A 20,651-nucleotide genomic window follows, 5' to 3' on the forward strand; every position below is an offset into this window, starting at 1 on the left:
TGTAAAATGACTTCTTGAGATATCAATGAACCTTTTATTCCCCAGAGCATTGCTTGGCCGCATGCTTCTTTCAGATTCCTATTCGTATTGGCACCCTTGAGTTTGGCTTGTAGTTGCCGAAACACTTCGACACAGTGAACTTTCTTCACTTAGTTGATTGATTTGAACATTGGGGGAAAGGGATGATAAACTTTATATAAGCAAAACCAAATCGCAAAAAGCAAAAAAATCTTTGTCTTGAATACCGGAGTGACCGATTCAGACTTTCCGAAAACAAAAAATTGATATCTTTATTTGATTTGGGATTTTTGAATTAATTTTTTAAATTTAAAAACGAAGAGATTCTTTATCAAAAGAAATTGTTCCCCATTATGATGTTTTTAGCCTAATTTTCAATGGATTATGTTTATTTGATTTTAAAGAAAATTCTGCTTCTGCTTGATGTCCCTTTTACTAGAGGATATCTTAAAGATAAGGTGGCATCCCATCCTGAACAGGACTCCCTGCTTTCCATTTCAGATACCTTGAAACATTATAAGGTGAACAGCCTTGGACTCAAGCTTACCATAGAAAAGTTGGAACAAATTCCGTTTCCCTGTATTATACAGATTCAAAAAAATGGACATCCCTTTTTCAGTGTGCTCACTAAATCGGAAATAGATACCGTATCCTACCTGGATGAAAAGGGAAAAATCAAAAGCATTTCAAAAGAGGATTTTGCCAAAAACTGGACAGGTGTAACCCTGTTATTGGAAAAGTCTGATAAATCAGGTGAACCTGGATTTAAGGCGAGACAGCAGGAGGCTTTTGTCTTCCGTTTTTTGCTTATTTCCCTAGTACTTATAAATCTCATTGGGTTAATTGCTTTTTATCAGCCTATTTTCACAAACCCAAATCAAGCTCTTGTAATTTTGCCCCTTTTCCTGATAAAAGCTATTGGATTGTTCATTTCCACTGTTTTGCTTTGGTCAGAAGTCGATAAGAAAAACGAGGCCATTCAGGATTTTTGTTCAGGAGGGAAAAGTTCAGACTGTAACTCAGTTATTTCTTCCTTTTCTTTATCAGGAGGAATAAGCTTAAGTGTTATAGCCTTTGCCTATTTCTTTTCTGGGGTTCTCTTTTTGCTATTTACTTCATTTTTAGGATCAGGTTTGCAGTTACTTAGCTATTTGAGTCTGTCAGGAGTATTTATAATTCCCTTATCCATCTTTTACCAATGGGCAAAAATCAGGAAATGGTGTATGCTGTGCCTTGGGATATCTGCAGTAATAATAGTAGAAATGCTTCTTCTACAGATTTTTCTAGAATTTACAGGTGTCATCCACTTACAGAATTTGGCTTTGTTTTCCTTTCTTTTTATCAGAACGATATTGGTTTGGCTGAGTCTTAAGCCATATTTCCTGTCAGATAAAGAACTTAAAAAACAAAAAATCAAGCTGGCAAGATTCATGTCGAACCGTAAAGTATTCGATTATTTACTGTCCAGTTCCAGAAAACTAACCCATAGCCCGGAAGGATTAGGGATATTAATGAAAGGACACCCCCCAAAAATTTCATGTACTCAAAGTATGCAATCCTTAGTGTGGACCATGTGCCAGGACGCACCCTATTTTGGAAGAATTGTATGAGACAGGGAATATTGACCTTCAGATCATATTTGTTCCGGGAAGCGGGGATGAGCTCAGGATGAAAACAATCAGGCATATTATGGCCATAGCGGCCAAAGATAATCCTGAAATGACCAAGAAGGCTCTGGACGATTGGTATCTCGCCGAAAAGAAGGATTATGCGGCTTTTGCTGTAAAGTGCCCTATGAATGGGGAACTCAAAGTACAGGAAGCCAACATTCAGTCCATGCTGTCATAGAGTGAGGGGGAAAATATTACCCATGCCCCGAGCATTTTCATTAATGGTTATGAGTTGCCCAAAGCTTATGCTGTGGAGGATTTAAAATATATTTTGGAATAGAAACAGCCAAACAGGCTATAAAAATATTCAATCGCGATGAATGGTCACAGTCTTCGGGTGACCTTAATGTCCGGAGATTTTAATAGTCAATAAAATTCTAAAGTTATGAAAAAGTTAAGCTTAGAAATGTTAAGACTTACTTCCGATGAAGTGCTTGGAAGAAGTCAAATGAAGAAGATTACTGGGGGGTATGATGCTGGATGTCTCGAAAGGAAATGTGGTTCAAAGCACCCTAATGTAAGTTGCTGCCCACAAACTACTTGTAGTGACCTTACGGATGGGTTTTGCGTTTTAAATTAACAAGAATTCATGAAGCCGCAGTTATTGTGGCTTCTTTTTATTCCTTCATAAGAAATCCTAATGAAATATTTTATTATTTTAATTATACTATTTTCTGCCTGTACGGCAAGAGAAATTGAAGTCGAGAATACATCAGTGTCTTATTCATTAGATACTGTGAGAACTAATTCTAAGGATGAAATTTTGGATTTGTGGGGATTTTTGTCATTTTCCGATTTAGATTTTGAAAAAAAATCGATTTTTGGTTATAATACTTTTAACCATTCTTTGGATCAAATAGATCTTGAAAAATTCGAATTTATAAAAAGGCTAGCATTTGAAAAAAATGGTCCAAATGGAACTGGTGAAACTTTCTATGGATTCAATGTATTGAAAGGTGATCGTTTTTTTATTAATTCTTATGAGAAATCCTCTATTTTTGATAAAAATGGTTTATTGATTCAAAAAGTAGATTGGAGAAATTCAATAGATTCTAATGGGGAAAAATATGGAGATAATCCTTTGAGACAAATTCTAGTAGATTCAGAAGATTTACTTGTTTTTGGTCTTTCATACGATTATGAAAATATTGAAGTTAATCTAGATGTTTTATCTGTAGGAAAAAATAAGGTTGACCGATTAAACCTCAATTCAAAAAAATCATATGGTGATTTAAGCATTAGGAGTGCTCAATCCGGTAATATTGTTGATCCTAGTGTTGAGTTAATAAATCAAAATAACAAGATCATTATAAGTTATGAATTTTCGAATGAGATCGTATATTATGATTACAAAGTTAAAGCATTGAGATTTGTAGACTATAACCCTACACTGACTCCTAAAAGGGTAACCCCCCCAAATATTAGTGTTGGTCCAATGGAACAAATAATTAAAGAAATAAAACTTTTCAAAGAACAAGTCAGCTATTATCGTCCAGTATGGGATTCTGAAAGCAAGCAGTATTTTCGTTTGTCAACAATAACAATATTTTCGGAAGAAAGTAAAGAAAATTCAAAGGCTACTTATGGTGAAACTCAAGAAATAAAGGTTTTTCTAACTGTTTTCGACTCTGAATTTAATCTCCTTTCTGAACTTGAGATAGAGGAATTGTCAGACTTTGATAATGATTATTTCATTAAAGATGGAAAGCTTTGGCTATTCATTAACTTGGACGATGAAATGGGGTTTGTCAGAATAAGTTTAAATAATGTAATATGATTATCCGCTTACTTACAAGTAGAATCTAAGTAATGGAACAAACCTATGATTTCTAGCCAATATCAATGAATATCCAATATCTATAAGTATCGGATTGATCTAGTCCCTTATTTAAATTGGTTATTGGTATAATTGCGGATATACATATAATGTAATAAGAAACTCATATTAGGTTAATTTAAAAGAATAATTTTTGAAACTGAATTTCCCCCTCTACAAACAACCCGAAGCCAACGACTGCGGCCCTACTTGCCTGCGCATTGTAGCCAAGCACTATGGCAAGCTGATCTCCCTCAAAGATATTCGTGAAATATCGGAGACAACTCGGGAAGGAAGCAGCTTATTGAAACTGAGTGATGCAGCAGAGACTTTGGGATTTAAGACCATAGGGGCAAAACTGAATTTTAATAAACTCAAGGAAGGCCCCCTTCCAGTTATTGTCCATTGGAACAAACATCACTTTGTAGTGGTGTATAAAATAAGAAAAGATACCGTCTATATCTCGGATCCAGCTTATGGTCTGATCCAGTATTCTAAAGAAGATTTTATTTCACGATGGATCGGCAACAATGCCAATGAGCAGACCAAAGAAGGTATTACCCTCCTGCTCGAACCTATGCCTGCCTTTAGGAAAATGAAATGGGAGGATAATGAGAAACGTTCTCTAAGTTTTTTGTTCAAATACCTCTTCAATTATAAAAACCTAATAACCCAACTGGCCATCGGATTGTTGGTAGGCAGTCTCTTGCAGTTGATTTTCCCTTTTCTGACCCAGAGTATTGTCGATGTGGGGATCCAGAACCAGGATATCAACTTTATCTATCTGGTGCTTTTTGCCCAGATCATGCTCTTCCTCGGAAGGATGAGTGTGGAAGTGCTCCGAAGCTGGATATTGCTGCACCTCACTACTAGGATCAATATCTCCCTTGTTTCGGATATTTTTAGGGAACTTACATTCAGATAAGTGATTTCCATTAAATTGTACTTTAACTTTTTTATAAAAACTATGAAAAAAGTTAAAAATTCTGTAAATCATCATTTCACTTATCAATTAGTTTGAAAGCGGACGGGGTAAAACGAAGTCTTTAAAATATAATTCTGAACTATTAGCTTGTAATAATGCAATTTGTTGATTTTCATGTGATTGTAATGTTTTTTGTTTTTGGAATTTCAAAATCTAATGATTAAGTTCATATGTGCTTTTATTATTTTGAAGCACTTGGTAGAATGATTAGGTATTTTGGAAATTTTAGTTTTTATGGAAAATTCATTTTTGATTTTGAAGAAAGTGCTTCTGCTACTGAATGTTCCTTTTACAAAAGGATACCTGAAAGATAAAGTGGCATCCCATCCTGAACAGGAATCCTTGATTTCCATTTCGGATACCTTGAACCATTATAAAGTGGACAACCTTGGACTCAAGCTTACCATAGAAAAGTTGGAAAAAGTTCCGTTGCCTTGTATAATTCAGATTCAAGAAAATGGACATCCTTTTTTTAGTGTGCTCACTAAATCGGAAATAGATACCGTTTCCTTTCTAGATGAAAAGGGAAAAATCAAAAATATTTCAAAAAAGGATTTTGCTAAAAACTGGACAGGTGTAACCCTGCTATTTGAAAAGTCTGATAAATCAGGTCAGCCAGGATATAAAGAAAAACAGCTGGAAGTTTTAGTATTCCGGTCTTTGCTTATTTTTTTAGGACTCATTAGCTTCTTTGGGTTAATTGCTTTTTATCAGCCGATTTTCGCAAATCCAAACCAAGCTCTTGCAATTTTGTCCCTTTTCCTGCTAAAAGCTATTGGATTGTTCATTTCCTCTGTTTTGCTTTGGTCAGAAGTTGATAAGGACAATAGAGCCATTCAGGATTTTTGTTCAGGAGGAAAAAATATAGACTGTAATTCAGTTACCTCTTCCTTTTCTTTGCCAGGAGGGATAAGTTTAGGCATCATAGCCTTTGCCTATTTCTTTTCTGGAGGTATGCTTTTGCTTTTGACTTCGTTTTCAGGTTCAGGATTGCAGCTGCTTGGCTATTTGAGTCTGTCCGGAGTATTTATAATTCCCATATCCATCTACTATCAATGGGCAAAAATCAGAAAATGGTGTGTGCTGTGTCTTTGGATTTCGGCAGTACTTCTCGCAGAAATCCTGCTTAGTCAGATTTTTCTGGTTAACACTGATTCCGTACAATTTCAAGATTTGGCTTTGTATTTTTTTCTTTTTGTCGGAACAGTTGTGGCTTGGCTGAGTCTAAAGCCCTATTTTCTAGCCAAAAAGGAACTTCAAAAGCACAAAAGCAAACTTGCCAGATTTCTCTCCAACACCGAGATTTTCGATCAATTATTATCCAGCTCAAGAAAGTTTTCCAATAACCCAGAAGGATTGGGAATATTGCTGAAAGGGGAAAAGGCCAAATACCATGTACTCAAAGTCTGTAATCCTTATTGTGGACCATGTGCTAATTCTCATCCTATTTTGGAAGAATTGTTTGAGTCTGGAAACATAAACCTACAAGTCGTATTTCATCCCGGCGGAGAAGATGCCATTAAGTATAAAACTATTAGTCATATTATGGCAGTAGCTGCTCAGGCCAATCAGGAGCAGATACTGAAAGCACTTGATGATTGGTACTTGCCAGAGAGGAAGGAGTATGAAACCTTTGCAGCCAAATACCCTATGAACGGGGAACTGAAAGCTCAGGAATCCTGCATAAAAGACATGTTGAATTGGTGTGAACTGGAAAATATCAGCTACACACCAACCATCTTTATCAATGGACATGAATTACCTAAAGCGTACAATATAGAAGATCTAAAATTTATTCTGGTATAAAAAACACCATTTTGTGATAAAAAATATTCAATCGCGATGAATGGTCACAGGCTTCGGGTGACTTTAATGTCCGAGGAAAGTAATATTTAATAAAATCTAAAAATCATGAAAAAGTTAAATTTAGAAATGTTAAGACTTACTTCCGATGAAGTACTTGGAAGAAGTCAGATGAAGAAGATTACGGGGGGATATGGATGTTGGCTGACTTGCGATGGTTGGACCAGGGCAATGCAGGTAAGTGATTGTAGTTTATCCACTAGAAGATTTTATTGTGGGGGTACTGACCCCATAGCTACATGCAATTGCTAAGGTTGTAGGTGCGGATTTTTTTAATTACTATCCGCACCTATAATTTTATTGCTACTTACTTAAATTATATCAATTAAACACAACCATAATTATTCGAGGGTAGTATGAAGCTTTGGCTTTGAATTTCAAGTCTATTAAAAATATGTTAATCATATAGAAACCCCTTTTAATTTTAATTCTATGTTTAGAGCCCTTCATTTAACAAAGTATTTGAAATCAAGAAAATTACATGCAATTATAGCTGTATTCACTACGTTTTTCACCTTTCCTTTTATTGCATTCTCCCAAAATTTGTTGCAAAAAAAGGGAGAGTTTAAAATCAATTCCCTTTCTCCCATTGAAATCCTTGACTACCATTCGGAAACTCAATATTTTTTAGGATATACCAGAACTATTGATGGCCTCAATTTATGCCTTATTAATGGTGATGGAGAGATAATTATTCAAAAAAAGTTGGTTGGTGAAGGCCCAGACCGGGTAAAAACTTCCATAAATTGTGTTGCATTTTCAGAGGAAGGAGAAGTTTGGGTACAGTCACCTTCTGAAATAGTATTATTAGATCAAAACTTTAATATAAAAACACGGACTAAGTATCAATCAGGGACAAACATTCAAATCTATGGGAGAATAGAATATTTGGAGTACTATTATCCTCAAAATTCTTTTTCAAAATTCACTTTTTCTACTATTCCGAATGGAACTAGTGCATATTTGGATGGAAGGGATTTTAGGACCAGTCATTTGATTGAATTTCTTGACCTTGAACTTGAAAAGCTATTTGAAATAGGACCAGTGTCAGAAAGAGGTAATTTTAAGCTCCTTGATAAATCAATAGGTTCAATTTATTTTCCCATTTTCACAATAGACAGAGTAAATAAAAAACTTTTTTTAACTGCTTCATTAGATGATGAAATCACGATATATGACTTAAAAAGCCAGAAATTGGAGTCTAGAATTAAAATTAATCATAATGAATTTAAAATACTTAACAGTGGCCGTATTGCTTTATCAAGATTACCCTCTTACGATAATAGGATAAATTTAGGTGCAAGGAACCATAAGATTTTTAGTTTAGAGGATGGCTTGATGCTGCTGGAATATATTCAGGAAATACCTTCTGGGATTTATGAACAGAAAAAAGCCTTAGATAGCGAATACCATCATTTTAAAGATCCGTATTATCACAAGCTTATCTTATTTAACGAAAACAAACAATTATCTGAAGATATTCCAATGCCCAACAATGGTAAATTGATGATCAGTATGCCTAAAAACCAACTTTTGTTTCAAATAGTCGATCCAGAGGTGGAGGAAGATTTTATCAGGTATGAAATATTTGAAATTGTAAATGAATAGGTTGATTACGATCCCTATTATTTAATTAATGTATATCCGCAATTAGACCAACAACCAATTTAAAGAGGATTTTGAATCAACCCCATATTTATAGATACCAGTCAGCCTGCAGGCAAGTTGGATCCGTCACGAACAAGTTATTCATTGATATTAGCTTTAAATCAAAAGTTTATTCTTTTGTGAAGATTCCACTGGTAAGAAAGCGGACAATCATATATTAATTTATTGAGCTTTGGGTTAATTATCGATTTAAATGAATTTAAAAACTAAATTCCCCTTCTACAAACAACCCGACTCCAAAGACTGTGGCCCCACCTGCTTGCGCATCATAGCGAAGCACTATGGGAAACTCATTTCCTTGAAAGAAATCCGGGAAATATCAGAAACAACGAGGGAAGGAAGTAGTTTGCTTAAGCTGAGTGAGGCAGCAGAGGCCATGGGATTTAAAACCATAGGGGCAAAACTGAATTTTAATAAACTCAAGGAAGGCCCCCTTCCTGTTATTGTCCATTGGAACAAACATCATTTTGTAGTGGTTTATCGCATCCGAAAGGACGTGGTCTATATTTCCGATCCTGCCTATGGTTTAATTCAATATACCAAGCAGGAATTTATTTCAAGATGGATAGGATATAACGCAAATGAGCAAACCAAAGAAGGAATTACACTCCTGCTTGAACCTACCCCAGCCTTCAGAAAAATGAAATGGGAGGATAATGAAAAACGTTCCCTCGGCTTCCTTTTCAAATACCTTTTCAATTATAAAAACCTGATTGCCCAGCTGGCCATCGGATTGCTGGTAGGCAGTCTCTTGCAGTTGATTTTTCCTTTCCTGACCCAGAGTATTGTCGATGTGGGGATCCAAAACCAGGACATCAACTTTATCTATTTGGTTTTATTTGCCCAGATTATGCTCTTCCTCGGGAGGATGAGCGTGGAAGTGCTCCGCAGCTGGATATTGTTGCACCTGACCACCCGGATCAATATATCTCTTGTATCGGATTTTTTTATCAAGCTGATGAACCTGCCCATTTCCTATTTCGATACCCGTATGACAGGGGATATCATGCAGCGGATCGGGGACCACCGCAGGATAGAAAACCTACTGACCGGGACCACACTCAGCACACTGTTCTCTTTTTTCAACCTGATCGTGTTTGGGGTTGTGCTGATCTATTACAGCCTTACGATTTTCCTTATTTTTCTTGGGGGAAGTGTGCTTTACTTGGTTTGGGTGTTGTTTTTTATGAAGCGGCGCAGGGAACTGGACTACAAGCGCTTTGCCCAGATGAGCCAGGAACAAAGTACGGTGATCGAACTGATCAATGGCATGCAGGAAATCAAGATGCACAATGCCGAAAAGCAAAAGCGCTGGAGCTGGGAATTTGTACAGGCCCGACTTTTCCATGTTTCCATTCAGTCACTATCTCTGGAACAGGCACAGCAGGTTGGCTCATCGGTCATCAACGAGCTTAAGAACATCCTGATTACCTTCACTTCCGCCGTATTGGTCATCGAGGGTAATCTCACCTTAGGAATGATGCTGGCACTACAGTACATCATCGGTCAGTTGAATGGCCCGATAACGGAGCTTGTGGGCTTTGTCAGGTCCTATCAGGACGCCACTATCAGTTTGGAACGGCTTAATGAAATCCATGACAGGGAAGATGAGGAAAATACTGAGGTTAAGTTTATCCGGAATATCCTTCCAAATGAGGCAATTGAAGTAAAGGACCTTTCCTTCCGCTATGTGGGAGCAGATGAACCTGTTCTTTCTGGTGTCAATCTGAGCGTTCCACCGCAGCAGGTAAATGCCATAGTGGGTGCAAGTGGAAGTGGCAAGACCACCCTAATGAAGCTCCTGCTGAAATTTTATGACCCGACATCCGGGGAAATCCGCTATGGGAAGCATGACCTCAAAACCATCAGTGCCAAAAGTTGGCGGGACCAATGCGGGGTGGTGATGCAGGAAGGCTATGTGTTTAATGATACCATTGCAGCCAATATAGCCGTAGGACAGGACCGGATTGATCAGGAAAGGTTGTTAGAGTCCGCCCGGATCGCCAATATCCTGGATTTTGTCCAATCCCTTCCCTTAGGCTTCAATACCAAAATCGGGAATGAAGGGGTGGGAATGAGTACAGGACAGAAGCAGCGCCTGTTTATCGCCAGGGCCATCTATAAAAATCCTGACTTGCTTTTTTTTGACGAGGCTACCTCGGCCCTTGATGCCAAAAATGAGCGGGAGGTCATGGAAAATCTCCAGAGGTTTATGCAGGGCAAAACGGTATTTATCATTGCCCACAGGCTGAGTACAGTTAAGAATGCCGATCAGATCATTGTCATCGATCAGGGGAGGATTGTAGAGCAGGGAACTCATATGGAATTGGTCAATGCTCAAGGTATATATTTTGATCTGGTGAAAAATCAGTTGGAACTCGAAAAAATAAACGGAAACTGATTATGCCTCTAGCTCCTGCCCAAAACGACAACCTACACCTTCGCTCGGAAGAAGTTCAGGAAATCATCTCCAGGCCTCCTGCCTGGCTGATACGCTGGGGGATTACCCTTGTGTTTCTGATGCTGTCACTAATGATAGGACTGTCCTTTCTGATCAGGTATCCTGATTTTGTAGAGGCCAAGGTTCTGGTGACCACCGAAGATCCGACAGAACGTATAGCCGCAAGGATTTCGGGACAGATCGAGACCTTATTTGTTAAAAACGGGGAAAAGGTCGGCATGGGGCAGCCCTTGGCAGGAATCAAGAGTACGGCCAAAATAGAAGATGTGCTTTTTTTGAAAGCCATGTTGGAACAAGAGCCTTTTATGAAGGACAATGATTTTTTATTTCCGGTTGATTTGCTTACTGAGTTGGTGCTGGGTGAGATTGGTTTGCCTTTTTTGGAATTCGAAAGGAGCTATATGGAATACAGACTGATAAAAGAACTCCAGCCTTTTGCTGGTCAGATGGAAGGCACCAAAGCTTCCATAGAAGAGATCCAGAAAAGGATAAATAGCCAGCAATCCCAAAAGGAATTGCTTGACCGCAGATTGTATCTGGCTAAAATTGATTATGAGAGAAATAAAGGTTTACATCAAGATGGTATAATCGCAGACAAGGATTTTGAGTCCAGAGAAATGGAATACCTACAAATGGAAGAACAAGTTAATCAATTGGCCATATCCATTTCCCAATTGCAGGAAGCACTGAATACCGCCTATCAGACCATCAAAAACACCAATATCAATCGGGAAGAGGAGGAAACCAGGTCTTTGAAAGCCCTGATCCAATCTTATCAGGGATTAAAAAGAAGTCTTCTGGACTGGGAGTATACCTACCTGGTGAAGTCTTCGATCAATGGAACAGTCAGTTTCCAGAAAGTTTGGGGTGCCAACCAACAGGTCAATTTAGGTGAGTTGGTATTTACAGTTTTGCCTGATGACAAATCACAATTGATGGGAGCCATGAAAATATCTCCCCAGAATGCGGGGAAAGTGAGTGTTGACCAAAAGGTATTGATCAAGCTGGACAATTATCCCTTTCAGGAATTTGGGGCCCTTATCGGAAAGATTTCCAGCATTTCAGTTTCTCCTGACGATGAGTTCAATTATCTGGTTTATGCCTCATTACCCAATGGGACGACGACTTCTTTCAATAGGGAAATCCCATTCAATCAGGAGCTGTTGGGAAATGCGGAAATCATTACAGAAGAGTTAAGTGTGGCAGAGCGGTTGTTTTTCAAGTTCAGGTCTATAATGGTTTACTAGGATGAAAATTATTCACACATTTTGGATGGATAAAGTTAAAGATACTCTCAAGGACAACTTTGGATGGTGTAGTGCACATATCAATTTGATGGGCTGGGAGAAAAACCACTTACAATTACTTCTTTTTTATGTCTATATAGAAAAGATTTGTTTGTATATCAAAAGAACTCAAAAATGAAGGATTTGAATAATAAGTATGATTATTTAATTGTAGGTTCTGGGCTTTTCGGTTCAGTATTTGCCCAACAAATGTCAGAAAATGGAAAGAGTTGTTTGGTAATTGAAAAAAGAAGCCATATTGGTGGTAATGTTTACTGTGAATCGATAGAAGGTATTAATGTACATAAATATGGTCCACATATTTTTCATACTAATGATAAGGCTATCTGGGATTACGTAAATTCATTCGTAAGTTTAAACCACTTTATTTATTCACCCCTGGCTAATTTTAAAGACAGGCTATTCAATTTACCTTTTAATATGAATACATTTTATCAATTATGGAAAATAAGTGACCCAGAACAAGCCTCAATTAAAATTGCAGATCAGGTAGCTAACTCTGGAATATCCAACCCTGAGAATTTGGAAGAACAGGCTATTTGTATGGTTGGATCTGAAATTTATGAAACTTTTATTAAAGGTTATACAGAAAAGCAATGGGGCCGAAAGGCAACTGAATTGCCAAAATCGATAATTAAGCGTTTACCAGTAAGATACACTTATAATAATAATTATTTTAACGATCGATACCAAGGAATACCAATAGGGGGATATAATAAACTAATTGAGGGTTTATTGAGAGGAGTAGAAGTAAAGACAAATGTCGATTTTATTAAAAAAAGGAAAGAGCTGAGCAGTGTTGCAGATTACATTATTTACACAGGAAAAATAGATGAATTTTTTGATTTTAAATATGGACATCTCGAATATAGAAGTTTAAGATTTAAGCATGAATACCTAAACCGTGAAAATTTCCAAGGAGTTGCTGCCATTAACTTTACTGAACGTAATGTTCCCTTCACAAGAATTGTTGAGCACAAGCATTTTGAGTTTGGAAAACAAAAAGGAACAGTGATCACAAAAGAATATCCACAAGAATGGATTCCCGGAGTGGAGGCGTACTATCCAATAAACGATAGATATAATTCTGAAAGGTTTAAGAAATATTGGGAGTTGGCAAAACTCGAAGATAAAGTTGTTTTTGGGGGAAGGTTAGCTGAATATAAGTATTATGATATGCACCAAGTAATTGCTTCGGCACTTTCAAAGGCAAAAACACTTTTGCAATTAAGCTGAAAACACAAGTCTCATCACAAAAGAATATCAATTTATAAACTCAGTTACATATTATGAGAATTATTCATTCATTTTGGTCCAAACCAAGTTTCCACCTACAAAAACAAGACTTCAGCAACAACCGGAAATTTGGAGGTTGGTTAGAGTATAAATTTTTCCTGATGAGTAATTGCTTTAGTCTGTTGACACTAAGAAGAGAGCATTCTAATGTTGATCTATATACAGATGACTTTGGTTTTGATATCCTAATCAATCAGTTAAATCTTCCTTATGGAGATGTTTCCTTAACTTTGAACAGTCTTAAAAACGAAGATCACAGGTTGTGGATTCTTGGAAAAATTAAAGTAATTGAACTACAAGAAAAACCTTTTGTTCATGTTGATAATGATGTTTTTACATGGGAGCCATTTCCTAAATCTAATCAAAATGATTATTTGTTAGTTCAAAGTAAGCACTTTGTGCCGGATAACTACAAGCTTGCATTATTGGAAGTTCAAAAAAAGCTTACAAATGTCCCGCTTCCTTTAAATAAGGACATTAATGAATATAATTTTAATGTAAATGTGGGAATTGTAGGTGGAAATGACATCGATTTTTTCCAGAATTGGTGTAATACGGCTAAAAATTTTTTAAAAGAAAATAAGCTGCAAATTACCGATTTAGAAAATATCGGATATTTCAACCAAATTATTGAAGAGTTTTTTATTAGTTGTTTGTTAAGTGAAAGAAAAAATGTCACTTACCTTATAGACTGTTCCAATGATCCGAATGTTTTGGACTCTGTACTTCAGTTTCATTTGGTGCCTTTCTTGGATAGGTATATTCACCTTGTAGGTATAGCAAAAAAAAATGAACTTGCATGTAAGCAATTGGAATTAAGGTTAAAGCATGAATTTCCAGAATATCATAAAAAAGTAATAGATTTAATTAACTCCTTTGATTGTAAAGATAGTTCTTCACTATATGAGAAAATGAAATTTGAACGAATTTCCAAATCATTACAAATTGTGTACAGTTATAAATATAGGGAATTAAAATCTCTTAAAATTAAGTTGTATGATAACTTTACAATTTATGAAAATGAGGAGGATGGTTCATTTTGTTTTATTGAAGTTGATCCTTTTTCGGGTATTGAATTACACAAAATGTCCTTGAAAGGGATTAATCAATTAATTTGTTATTTCGCCGAACCACTTTCATTAAATGAGCTTATAGAACTGATTAAAAGAAATTTGCAAATTAACAATGATATTGAAGTCAGGCAAATGGAAAAAAATATTGTAAGCTCGATTTTTGAGGAAATTCTTTTGGTAGGTTCACTTGAAATTGGTTTAGGTAATTAGCCTCTTCTCAAAAAATTTGAAATAGGTCAGAATTTGAGCGCTGATTTTCATGGAGAACAAATGATAAGAGTTACAGCAAAGACCTCCTAAGGCCTTTTACTATATAGTGAACACTGCAGTCCGAATCTTGAATGATCAACGGATTTGAAACTCCATCTCGACTACTAAAACAAGTATTTTACCATCTCAGAATTGAACTTGGGCTATTTCTGAATAAATTGGTTGAGTTAAACTTTCACCTAAACCCTAAAAAGGGCGAGCTGAAAAACGCCAACTGGAGAATAAATTCTTTAAATTTTGATGAATACCCCGTTTGACAAGTATTTTCCTTTTAAGCAGGTGCATGCTTATTCAATGATCTAGCTTGATTTCCGTGCTCCTGAAAATTTCACAACTTGAAATTTTCAGGCTAGTCTCAAGCATGCCATCTTCTTCATTGGGCTCATTCGAAGTATAAGCATACATCTTCAATCGCCCGCTTCGAACCTGCCTGACCGGTAGGCAGGTCTGGCATACCTGAGACTTTTTCAGCAAGCCCTAAGTAAATTTGAATTTATAACCGGAGGGGATTTAAAATAGAGGGGATTTAATCTTCTTAGGACCCTTCGGATTAACTTTTTTCTATAAAAACTTGACCAGTGTCCCAAGCTTAGGATGAAAGGAAGGTTGGTATAGGATTAAATTTGCTTTTACCAGGCCCTTTATACAGTGATGGTAAGTGGCTATAGAACGGATTTGGGCCAATCTCATAATCCTGCCTCTAGTGATCCTGAATCCGTCCTTTACATCCTGTATCAAAAACTCCTTTAAAATGGCAGTAAATACAGCGATATGACTAGGATTAAATTCCGGTCGATTAAGAACTTTTCCCAAGAGTGCGATGACTTTTTTGACTTTTGAATTTTTCCTTGCTTCCATTGACTACTTTTCAAATAGAGCCTCAATTTCCTCAGTTCTATAATACCAAGTCCCACCTATTTTTTTAGGATTTAGCAAACCGTTGATCCTTAAGTTCTGAAGGGATCCCGGGGAAATGCTAAGGATTTTTCTTACCTCATTTCCTTTTATCCATTCCTTAAGGACTTTCTTTTTAGGTTCAATTAGTTTCCTGAAGTCATTCATCAGTTGAACCCTTAGCATCTCAAGGTCTTCCTTGGTTATAAAATCAAAACTTGCCATAAATAGTAATTGAAGTTTCTAATCTAAAAAGACAAAAAGTAAGAAATCCACCTTCTGGGCATGAGGTGGGGAAATTTTATTGATAATACCTTTGATGAAGGTGGCAGATAAGTTTTTTGAAAGTAATTTAAAATCTATGTGATAAACGATTAGCTTGCCTTCACCTCTTCCAATTCATTTTACAATATTTATAAAGCCATAGCGAAGTTTCATTTTCGATTGTAAGTTTTTTGCCTTCAACAAATTCAGTCTTAGTAGAGAATTTAATTTTACCAAAATTGTTGCCCTCTGGAAGAAGACGATGTGTTCATTTATATCTACTAATTTACAAGATCGCGCAAGGAAAGGGGTAGTCCTATACAGGATTGGAAATCACTGCGAATAGCTTTATGTGGAACTGGGAAAACTGAGCTTGGAATGTTGAAATGTCATGTTTTTAAAAAGCCGTAATTCCCAAGAATAGGGGAAATAGGAACTGCTTTATCGCAGTTAGCTAGATGTAGGATTGTCTACAACAATCCCCAGCTTTCCATTTTGAAAGAGGAGAAAAATATCCTCGGAACTCGGATATTTGGATTTTTTAAAATCAATATTTTTAGAACCAAAAACAGTTATCAACATTGAGTTAAATTAAAGAGCTGTTCCTAAAACTTTTGATTCAGCATTTGATTTATGAAATTTTAGAAAAACCAATCTGAAGTACAAGGTTGCGCAAGCCTGAAAGTATAATCAGGGTTTTCCAAAGGAAGCCTTCCCGGATTATACTTCCATCCCTTGTTCTTCATCTGGTTTTTCTCTTAAGATACAAAATCAAATGTTGGCATTTGAAAGTTTGAATTTTGGATTTATAATTATTTTAAAAATTAGATTTTTGATTAAAGGATTTCAATTCCTGTATGGTGCTATTAAGAATGTTGTATTGTTGTGTAGGTGTTCTTCCTACCCTTCAACCTGGCCCCTCGCTAAAAACCTTCACTGAAGGTTTTCTAAACGCTCAGTCCTATTTCCTGTATGGTGCGATTGAAGGTTGAGTGCTATATTTAAGTTTTATGGTTACTCCATTATTTCAATTCCTGTATGGTGCGATTGAAGGTCTAAAATTTCAACTTTCATTGTAAACCTTAGATTATTTCAATTCCTGTATGGTGCGATTGAGAGTGTTGTAATGTTGTGCAGGTGTATTTCCTACCCTTCAACCTGGCCCCTCGCTAAAAACCTTCACTGAAGGTTTTCTAAACGCTCGGTCCTAATTCCTGTATGGTGCGATTGAAGGCAAAATAAGCCGATTAAAGAAAGTGAATTGTTTCCTTATTTCAATTCCTGTATGGTGCGATTGAAGGGTCTGATAGGTAATACAGCAAAACTCAATGAACTTTATTTCAATTCCTGTATGGTGCGATTGAGAGTGTTGTAATGTTGTGTAGGTGTATTTCCTACCCTTCAACCTGGCCCCTCGCTAAAAACCTTCACAGAAGGTTTTCTAAACGCTCGGTCCTAATTCCTGTATGGTGCGATTGAAGGTATTGGCCTGTATCACCCGGCCTTTTCCCTTGTCCAATTTCAATTCCTGTATGGTGCGATTGAAGGCAACTGGAAGGATCAGCAGCGATCAGCCAGGAGCTTTATTTCAATTCCTGTATGGTGCGATTGAGAGTGTTGTATTGTTGTGTAGATGTTTTTCCTACCCTACAACCTGGCCCCTCGCTAAAAACCTTCACTGAAGGTTTTCTCAACGCTCGGTCCTAATTCCTGTATGGTGCGATTGAAGGCACGTGGATTTTGACAACAAAACAGGGGAAATTTACATTTCAATTCCTGTATGGTGCGATTGAAGGAAAAACATCTTTAACAGTATTCAACTGCCAAAAGTATTTCAATTCCTGTATGGTGCGATTGAAGGCAACTGGAAGGATCAGCAGCGATCAGCCAGGAGCTTTATTTCAATTCCTGTATGGTGCGATTGAAGGAACACGACACCTGCTACCATGGCAGGATCGAGATCATTTCAATTCCTGTATGGTGCGATTGAAGGTGAATCATGAAGTTGTAGAAGCCGTTCCATTCTTCCATTTCAATTCCTGTATGGTGCGATTGAAGGTTTTTTACGCTTGTTGTCCAGGGCGACGGCAGCCTGATTTCAATTCCTGTATGGTGCGATTGAAGGACGGCAGTAAGGTTTAGGGTCAGAAATCTTAACATTATTTCAATTCCTGTATGGTGCGATTGAAGGAGCTGAAAACGAGTACAAGCCGATGCCGCTAAACGGATTTCAATTCCTGTATGGTGCGATTGAAGGAGATATGTTTAGACAATGCCCTTTCAATCAAGACATATTTCAATTCCTGTATGGTGCGATTGAAGGAAAGGCCAGACGGGCCAATAGACCACCTATTTTTGTATTTCAATTCCTGTATGGTGCGATTGAGAGTGTTGTATTGTTGTGTAGATGTTTTTCCTACCCTACAACCTGGCCCCTCGCTAAAAACCTTCACTGAAGGTTTTCTCAACGCTCGGTCCTAATTCCTGTATGGTGCGATTGAAGGCACGTGGATTTTGACAACAAAACAGGGGAAATTTACATTTCAATTCCTGTATGGTGCGATTGAAGGAAAAACATCTTTAACAGTATTCAACTGCCAAAAGTATTTCAATTCCTGTATGGTGCGATTGAAGGCAACTGGAAGGATCAGCAGCGATCAGCCAGGAGCTTTATTTCAATTCCTGTATGGTGCGATTGAAGGAACACGACACCTGCTACCATGGCAGGATCGAGATCATTTCAATTCCTGTATGGTGCGATTGAAGGTTTTTTACGCTTGTTGTCCAGGGCGACGGCAGCCTGATTTCAATTCCTGTATGGTGCGATTGAAGGACGGCAGTAAGGTTTAGGGTCAGAAATCTTAACATTATTTCAATTCCTGTATGGTGCGATTGAAGGAATTTTTGGTTAATAAAAAGCTGTGTATATATAGTTATTTCAATTCCTGTATGGTGCGATTGAAGGCAAAAGACCTTATGGTTAGGAATATCATCCACCAGATTTCAATTCCTGTATGGTGCGATTGAAGGCCTTGGGAAAATTCTTCTGTTGATCTTTTGACCTGTATTTCAATTCCTGTATGGTGCGATTGAAGGTGAAATCAAGTCTGTAAGAATGACTTTGAAAGATGTATTTCAATTCCTGTATGGTGCGATTGAAGGGAGGTTACAAGATGGATGCTAGTACCGAATCAGTCAATTTCAATTCCTGTATGGTGCGATTGAAGGTCAGGGCACAGGGAAAGGGCACCATAGGTTTTTTATATTTCAATTCCTGTATGGTGCGATTGAAGGCATCTGTAATCAGAATGAAATCCCACCCTTTAACCTTATTTCAATTCCTGTATGGTGCGATTGAAGGTTGGAGTGCTGCCTGGCGTTATTGTCACCAAGAAATAATTTCAATTCCTGTATGGTGCGATTGAAGGACCCGGGAAGTAAAACCACTGATAATAGTAGGTGTATTTCAATTCCTGTATGGTGCGATTGAAGGCACAAGGGAAGCAATCAGGGTAGTAAGCGCAACCAAATTTCAATTCCTGTATGGTGCGATTGAAGGTGCGGAGATGTTGGTCAAGGCTGACCGGAAGCTTCATTTCAATTCCTGTATGGTGCGATTGAAGGAAGCCCGCTGTGCCAAGGTAGTACCTTTGATGGCTGATTTCAATTCCTGTATGGTGCGATTGAAGGTATGTTGTGATGAGGGCAGAATAAAGGCCCTGAGAAATTTCAATTCCTGTATGGTGCGATTGAAGGATCCGGAGTTTGTGGTCAATGATATTGCTGAGCTGGATTTCAATTCCTGTATGGTGCGATTGAAGGATTATCTGCTGTATGATCTCATTGATCTCCCGCTTGATTTCAATTCCTGTATGGTGCGATTGAAGGTATTGAATTTGTTAAGGATGGCTTTGCTTACGTGAATTTCAATTCCTGTATGGTGCGATTGAAGGTAATTTAGTATCAGTCCAGTTGATACCGTAAAACAAATTTCAATTCCTGTATGGTGCGATTGAAGGGTAGATGTGTGTGGTGAGGTCGGTTTTGGTTATGAAATTTCAATTCCTGTATGGTGCGATTGAAGGCATTGTGAGGGAAAACTCAAAACTGTGGATTGCTCAATTTCAATTCCTGTATGGTGCGATTGAAGGTGCACTGACTCAGGCAGCGCAATTGTTAGCCTCGTTATTTCAATTCCTGTATGGTGCGATTGAAGGTATTCACATTGCTTATATCGGTGGTGTTGGAGCCGAATTTCAATTCCTGTATGGTGCGATTGAAGGAAACTACTGGAAAAATGTACTCGGATGGAAAAATCCATTTCAATTCCTGTATGGTGCGATTGAAGGTTGAATCCTTTGAAAGCCTTTTCCTTTTGAAGCTTTATTTCAATTCCTGTATGGTGCGATTGAAGGAGGTTTGGGAAAAAACTTTTATCATTCGGTTCTGAGATTTCAATTCCTGTATGGTGCGATTGAAGGCAAGATCCTTATCCATTATGGAGTACCGGCATTCCTATTTCAATTCCTGTATGGTGCGATTGAAGGCCGGCAGGGGAAGGAGATCCATCAGGACAAGTATATCATTTCAATTCCTGTATGGTGCGATTGAAGGCCGAATTTTGGGAATTCTTAAACAGTCTATAAGCAATTTCAATTCCTGTATGGTGCGATTGAAGGGACATTAGTAAGTATAGAAGACCCGCGCCCGGCGTTATTTCAATTCCTGTATGGTGCGATTGAAGGTAAATTCCCTAATAGCCTCTTTGTATTCCTTCATATATTTCAATTCCTGTATGGTGCGATTGAAGGAATAAACCGGGCACGTTTTCGATAAGCACATATCTATTTCAATTCCTGTATGGTGCGATTGAAGGTTTCTGACAGCGAAAAACAAAACTCTTTTCCTATGCATTTCAATTCCTGTATGGTGCGATTGAAGGAGTTTTCTTTAAGGGAAACCACTACCCCACTGTCCCATTTCAATTCCTGTATGGTGCGATTGAAGGACGACCCTTGTGCTGAAAAGCCTGTCCCATCTTCGTTATTTCAATTCCTGTATGGTGC

15 protein-coding genes and 2 CRISPR repeat arrays are annotated in these 20,651 nt (G+C 37.5%); of the genes, 13 read left to right on the top strand and 2 right to left on the bottom strand.

From position 1 onward, the window contains the following. The first annotated feature begins 395 nt into the window (after window positions 1-395). From EGN73_RS21540 to EGN73_RS21590, 12 genes are all read left to right on the top strand, one after another. On the top strand, window positions 396-1,628 hold the full coding sequence (locus EGN73_RS21540; RefSeq protein WP_219294119.1) for a cysteine peptidase family C39 domain-containing protein: 1,233 nt from the start codon (window positions 396-398) through the stop codon (window positions 1,626-1,628). After that, window positions 1,612-1,866 carry a hypothetical protein gene (locus tag EGN73_RS21545; protein ID WP_219294120.1) on the top strand — a complete coding sequence of 85 codons (255 nt, stop codon included), beginning with the start codon at window positions 1,612-1,614 and terminating at the stop codon, window positions 1,864-1,866. Before EGN73_RS21540 ends, EGN73_RS21545 begins: the two co-directional genes overlap by 17 nt. A 462-nt stretch (window positions 1,867-2,328) precedes the next feature. After that, on the top strand, window positions 2,329-3,465 hold the full coding sequence (locus tag EGN73_RS21550) for a DUF4221 family protein (protein WP_219294121.1): 1,137 nt from the start codon (window positions 2,329-2,331) through the stop codon (window positions 3,463-3,465). Between the two features lie 193 nt (window positions 3,466-3,658). Further along, window positions 3,659-4,429 carry a cysteine peptidase family C39 domain-containing protein gene (locus EGN73_RS21555; RefSeq protein WP_219294122.1) on the top strand — a complete coding sequence of 257 codons (771 nt, stop codon included), beginning with the start codon at window positions 3,659-3,661 and terminating at the stop codon, window positions 4,427-4,429. Between the two features lie 294 nt (window positions 4,430-4,723). Further along, entirely contained in the window at window positions 4,724-6,295 is a 1,572-nt protein-coding gene (locus EGN73_RS21560) for a cysteine peptidase family C39 domain-containing protein (protein WP_219294123.1), read from the top strand. Between the two features lie 105 nt (window positions 6,296-6,400). Then, on the top strand, window positions 6,401-6,604 hold the full coding sequence (locus EGN73_RS21565; RefSeq protein WP_219294125.1) for a hypothetical protein: 204 nt from the start codon (window positions 6,401-6,403) through the stop codon (window positions 6,602-6,604). A 180-nt stretch (window positions 6,605-6,784) separates the two neighbouring features. Next, entirely contained in the window at window positions 6,785-7,960 is a 1,176-nt protein-coding gene (locus EGN73_RS21570; protein ID WP_009186300.1) for a hypothetical protein, read from the top strand. Window positions 7,961-8,213: 253 nt separating this feature from the next. After that, complete coding sequence (locus EGN73_RS21575) at window positions 8,214-10,421, top strand: peptidase domain-containing ABC transporter (protein ID WP_219294127.1); 2,208 nt, start codon at window positions 8,214-8,216, stop codon at window positions 10,419-10,421. Window positions 10,422-10,423: 2 nt separating this feature from the next. Next, on the top strand, window positions 10,424-11,728 hold the full coding sequence (locus EGN73_RS21580; RefSeq protein WP_219294128.1) for an HlyD family secretion protein: 1,305 nt from the start codon (window positions 10,424-10,426) through the stop codon (window positions 11,726-11,728). A 1-nt stretch (window position 11,729) separates the two neighbouring features. Next, complete coding sequence (locus EGN73_RS22875; RefSeq protein ID WP_425515050.1) at window positions 11,730-11,906, top strand: DUF6734 family protein; 177 nt, start codon at window positions 11,730-11,732, stop codon at window positions 11,904-11,906. Next, on the top strand, window positions 11,903-13,024 hold the full coding sequence (gene glf, locus EGN73_RS21585) for a UDP-galactopyranose mutase (RefSeq protein ID WP_219294130.1): 1,122 nt from the start codon (window positions 11,903-11,905) through the stop codon (window positions 13,022-13,024). Before EGN73_RS22875 ends, glf begins: the two co-directional genes overlap by 4 nt. Window positions 13,025-13,077: 53 nt before the next feature. Then, window positions 13,078-14,367 carry a DUF6734 family protein gene (locus EGN73_RS21590; RefSeq protein WP_343207150.1) on the top strand — a complete coding sequence of 430 codons (1,290 nt, stop codon included), beginning with the start codon at window positions 13,078-13,080 and terminating at the stop codon, window positions 14,365-14,367. 621 nt (window positions 14,368-14,988) lie between these two features. Here EGN73_RS21590 and EGN73_RS21595 read toward each other — a convergent pair. Continuing rightward, the gene (locus EGN73_RS21595) at window positions 14,989-15,285 is read right to left on the bottom strand and encodes a hypothetical protein (protein ID WP_219294134.1); all 297 of its coding nucleotides are present in this window, start codon (window positions 15,283-15,285) and stop codon (window positions 14,989-14,991) included. 3 nt (window positions 15,286-15,288) lie between these two features. After that, the gene (locus tag EGN73_RS21600) at window positions 15,289-15,546 is read right to left on the bottom strand and encodes a helix-turn-helix domain-containing protein (RefSeq protein ID WP_219294137.1); all 258 of its coding nucleotides are present in this window, start codon (window positions 15,544-15,546) and stop codon (window positions 15,289-15,291) included. Between the two features lie 1,505 nt (window positions 15,547-17,051). On the opposite strand from EGN73_RS21600, the gene EGN73_RS21605 reads away from it, so the two are divergent. Then, a complete protein-coding gene (locus EGN73_RS21605) occupies window positions 17,052-17,267 on the top strand; it encodes a hypothetical protein (protein WP_219294139.1) in 216 nt (71 codons plus the stop codon). An 18-nt stretch (window positions 17,268-17,285) separates the two neighbouring features. Next, window positions 17,286-17,975: direct repeats of the CRISPR family, unit length 30 nt; unit sequence ATTTCAATTCCTGTATGGTGCGATTGAAGG. 84 nt (window positions 17,976-18,059) lie between these two features. Further along, window positions 18,060-20,593: a CRISPR direct-repeat array (repeat unit 30 nt; unit sequence ATTTCAATTCCTGTATGGTGCGATTGAAGG). Window positions 20,594-20,651 lie beyond the last annotated feature (58 nt).

Origin of the sequence: Arthrospiribacter ruber (genome assembly GCF_019343195.1) — a bacterium.
In the GTDB taxonomy this organism is placed as follows: domain Bacteria; phylum Bacteroidota; class Bacteroidia; order Cytophagales; family Cyclobacteriaceae; genus Arthrospiribacter; species Arthrospiribacter ruber.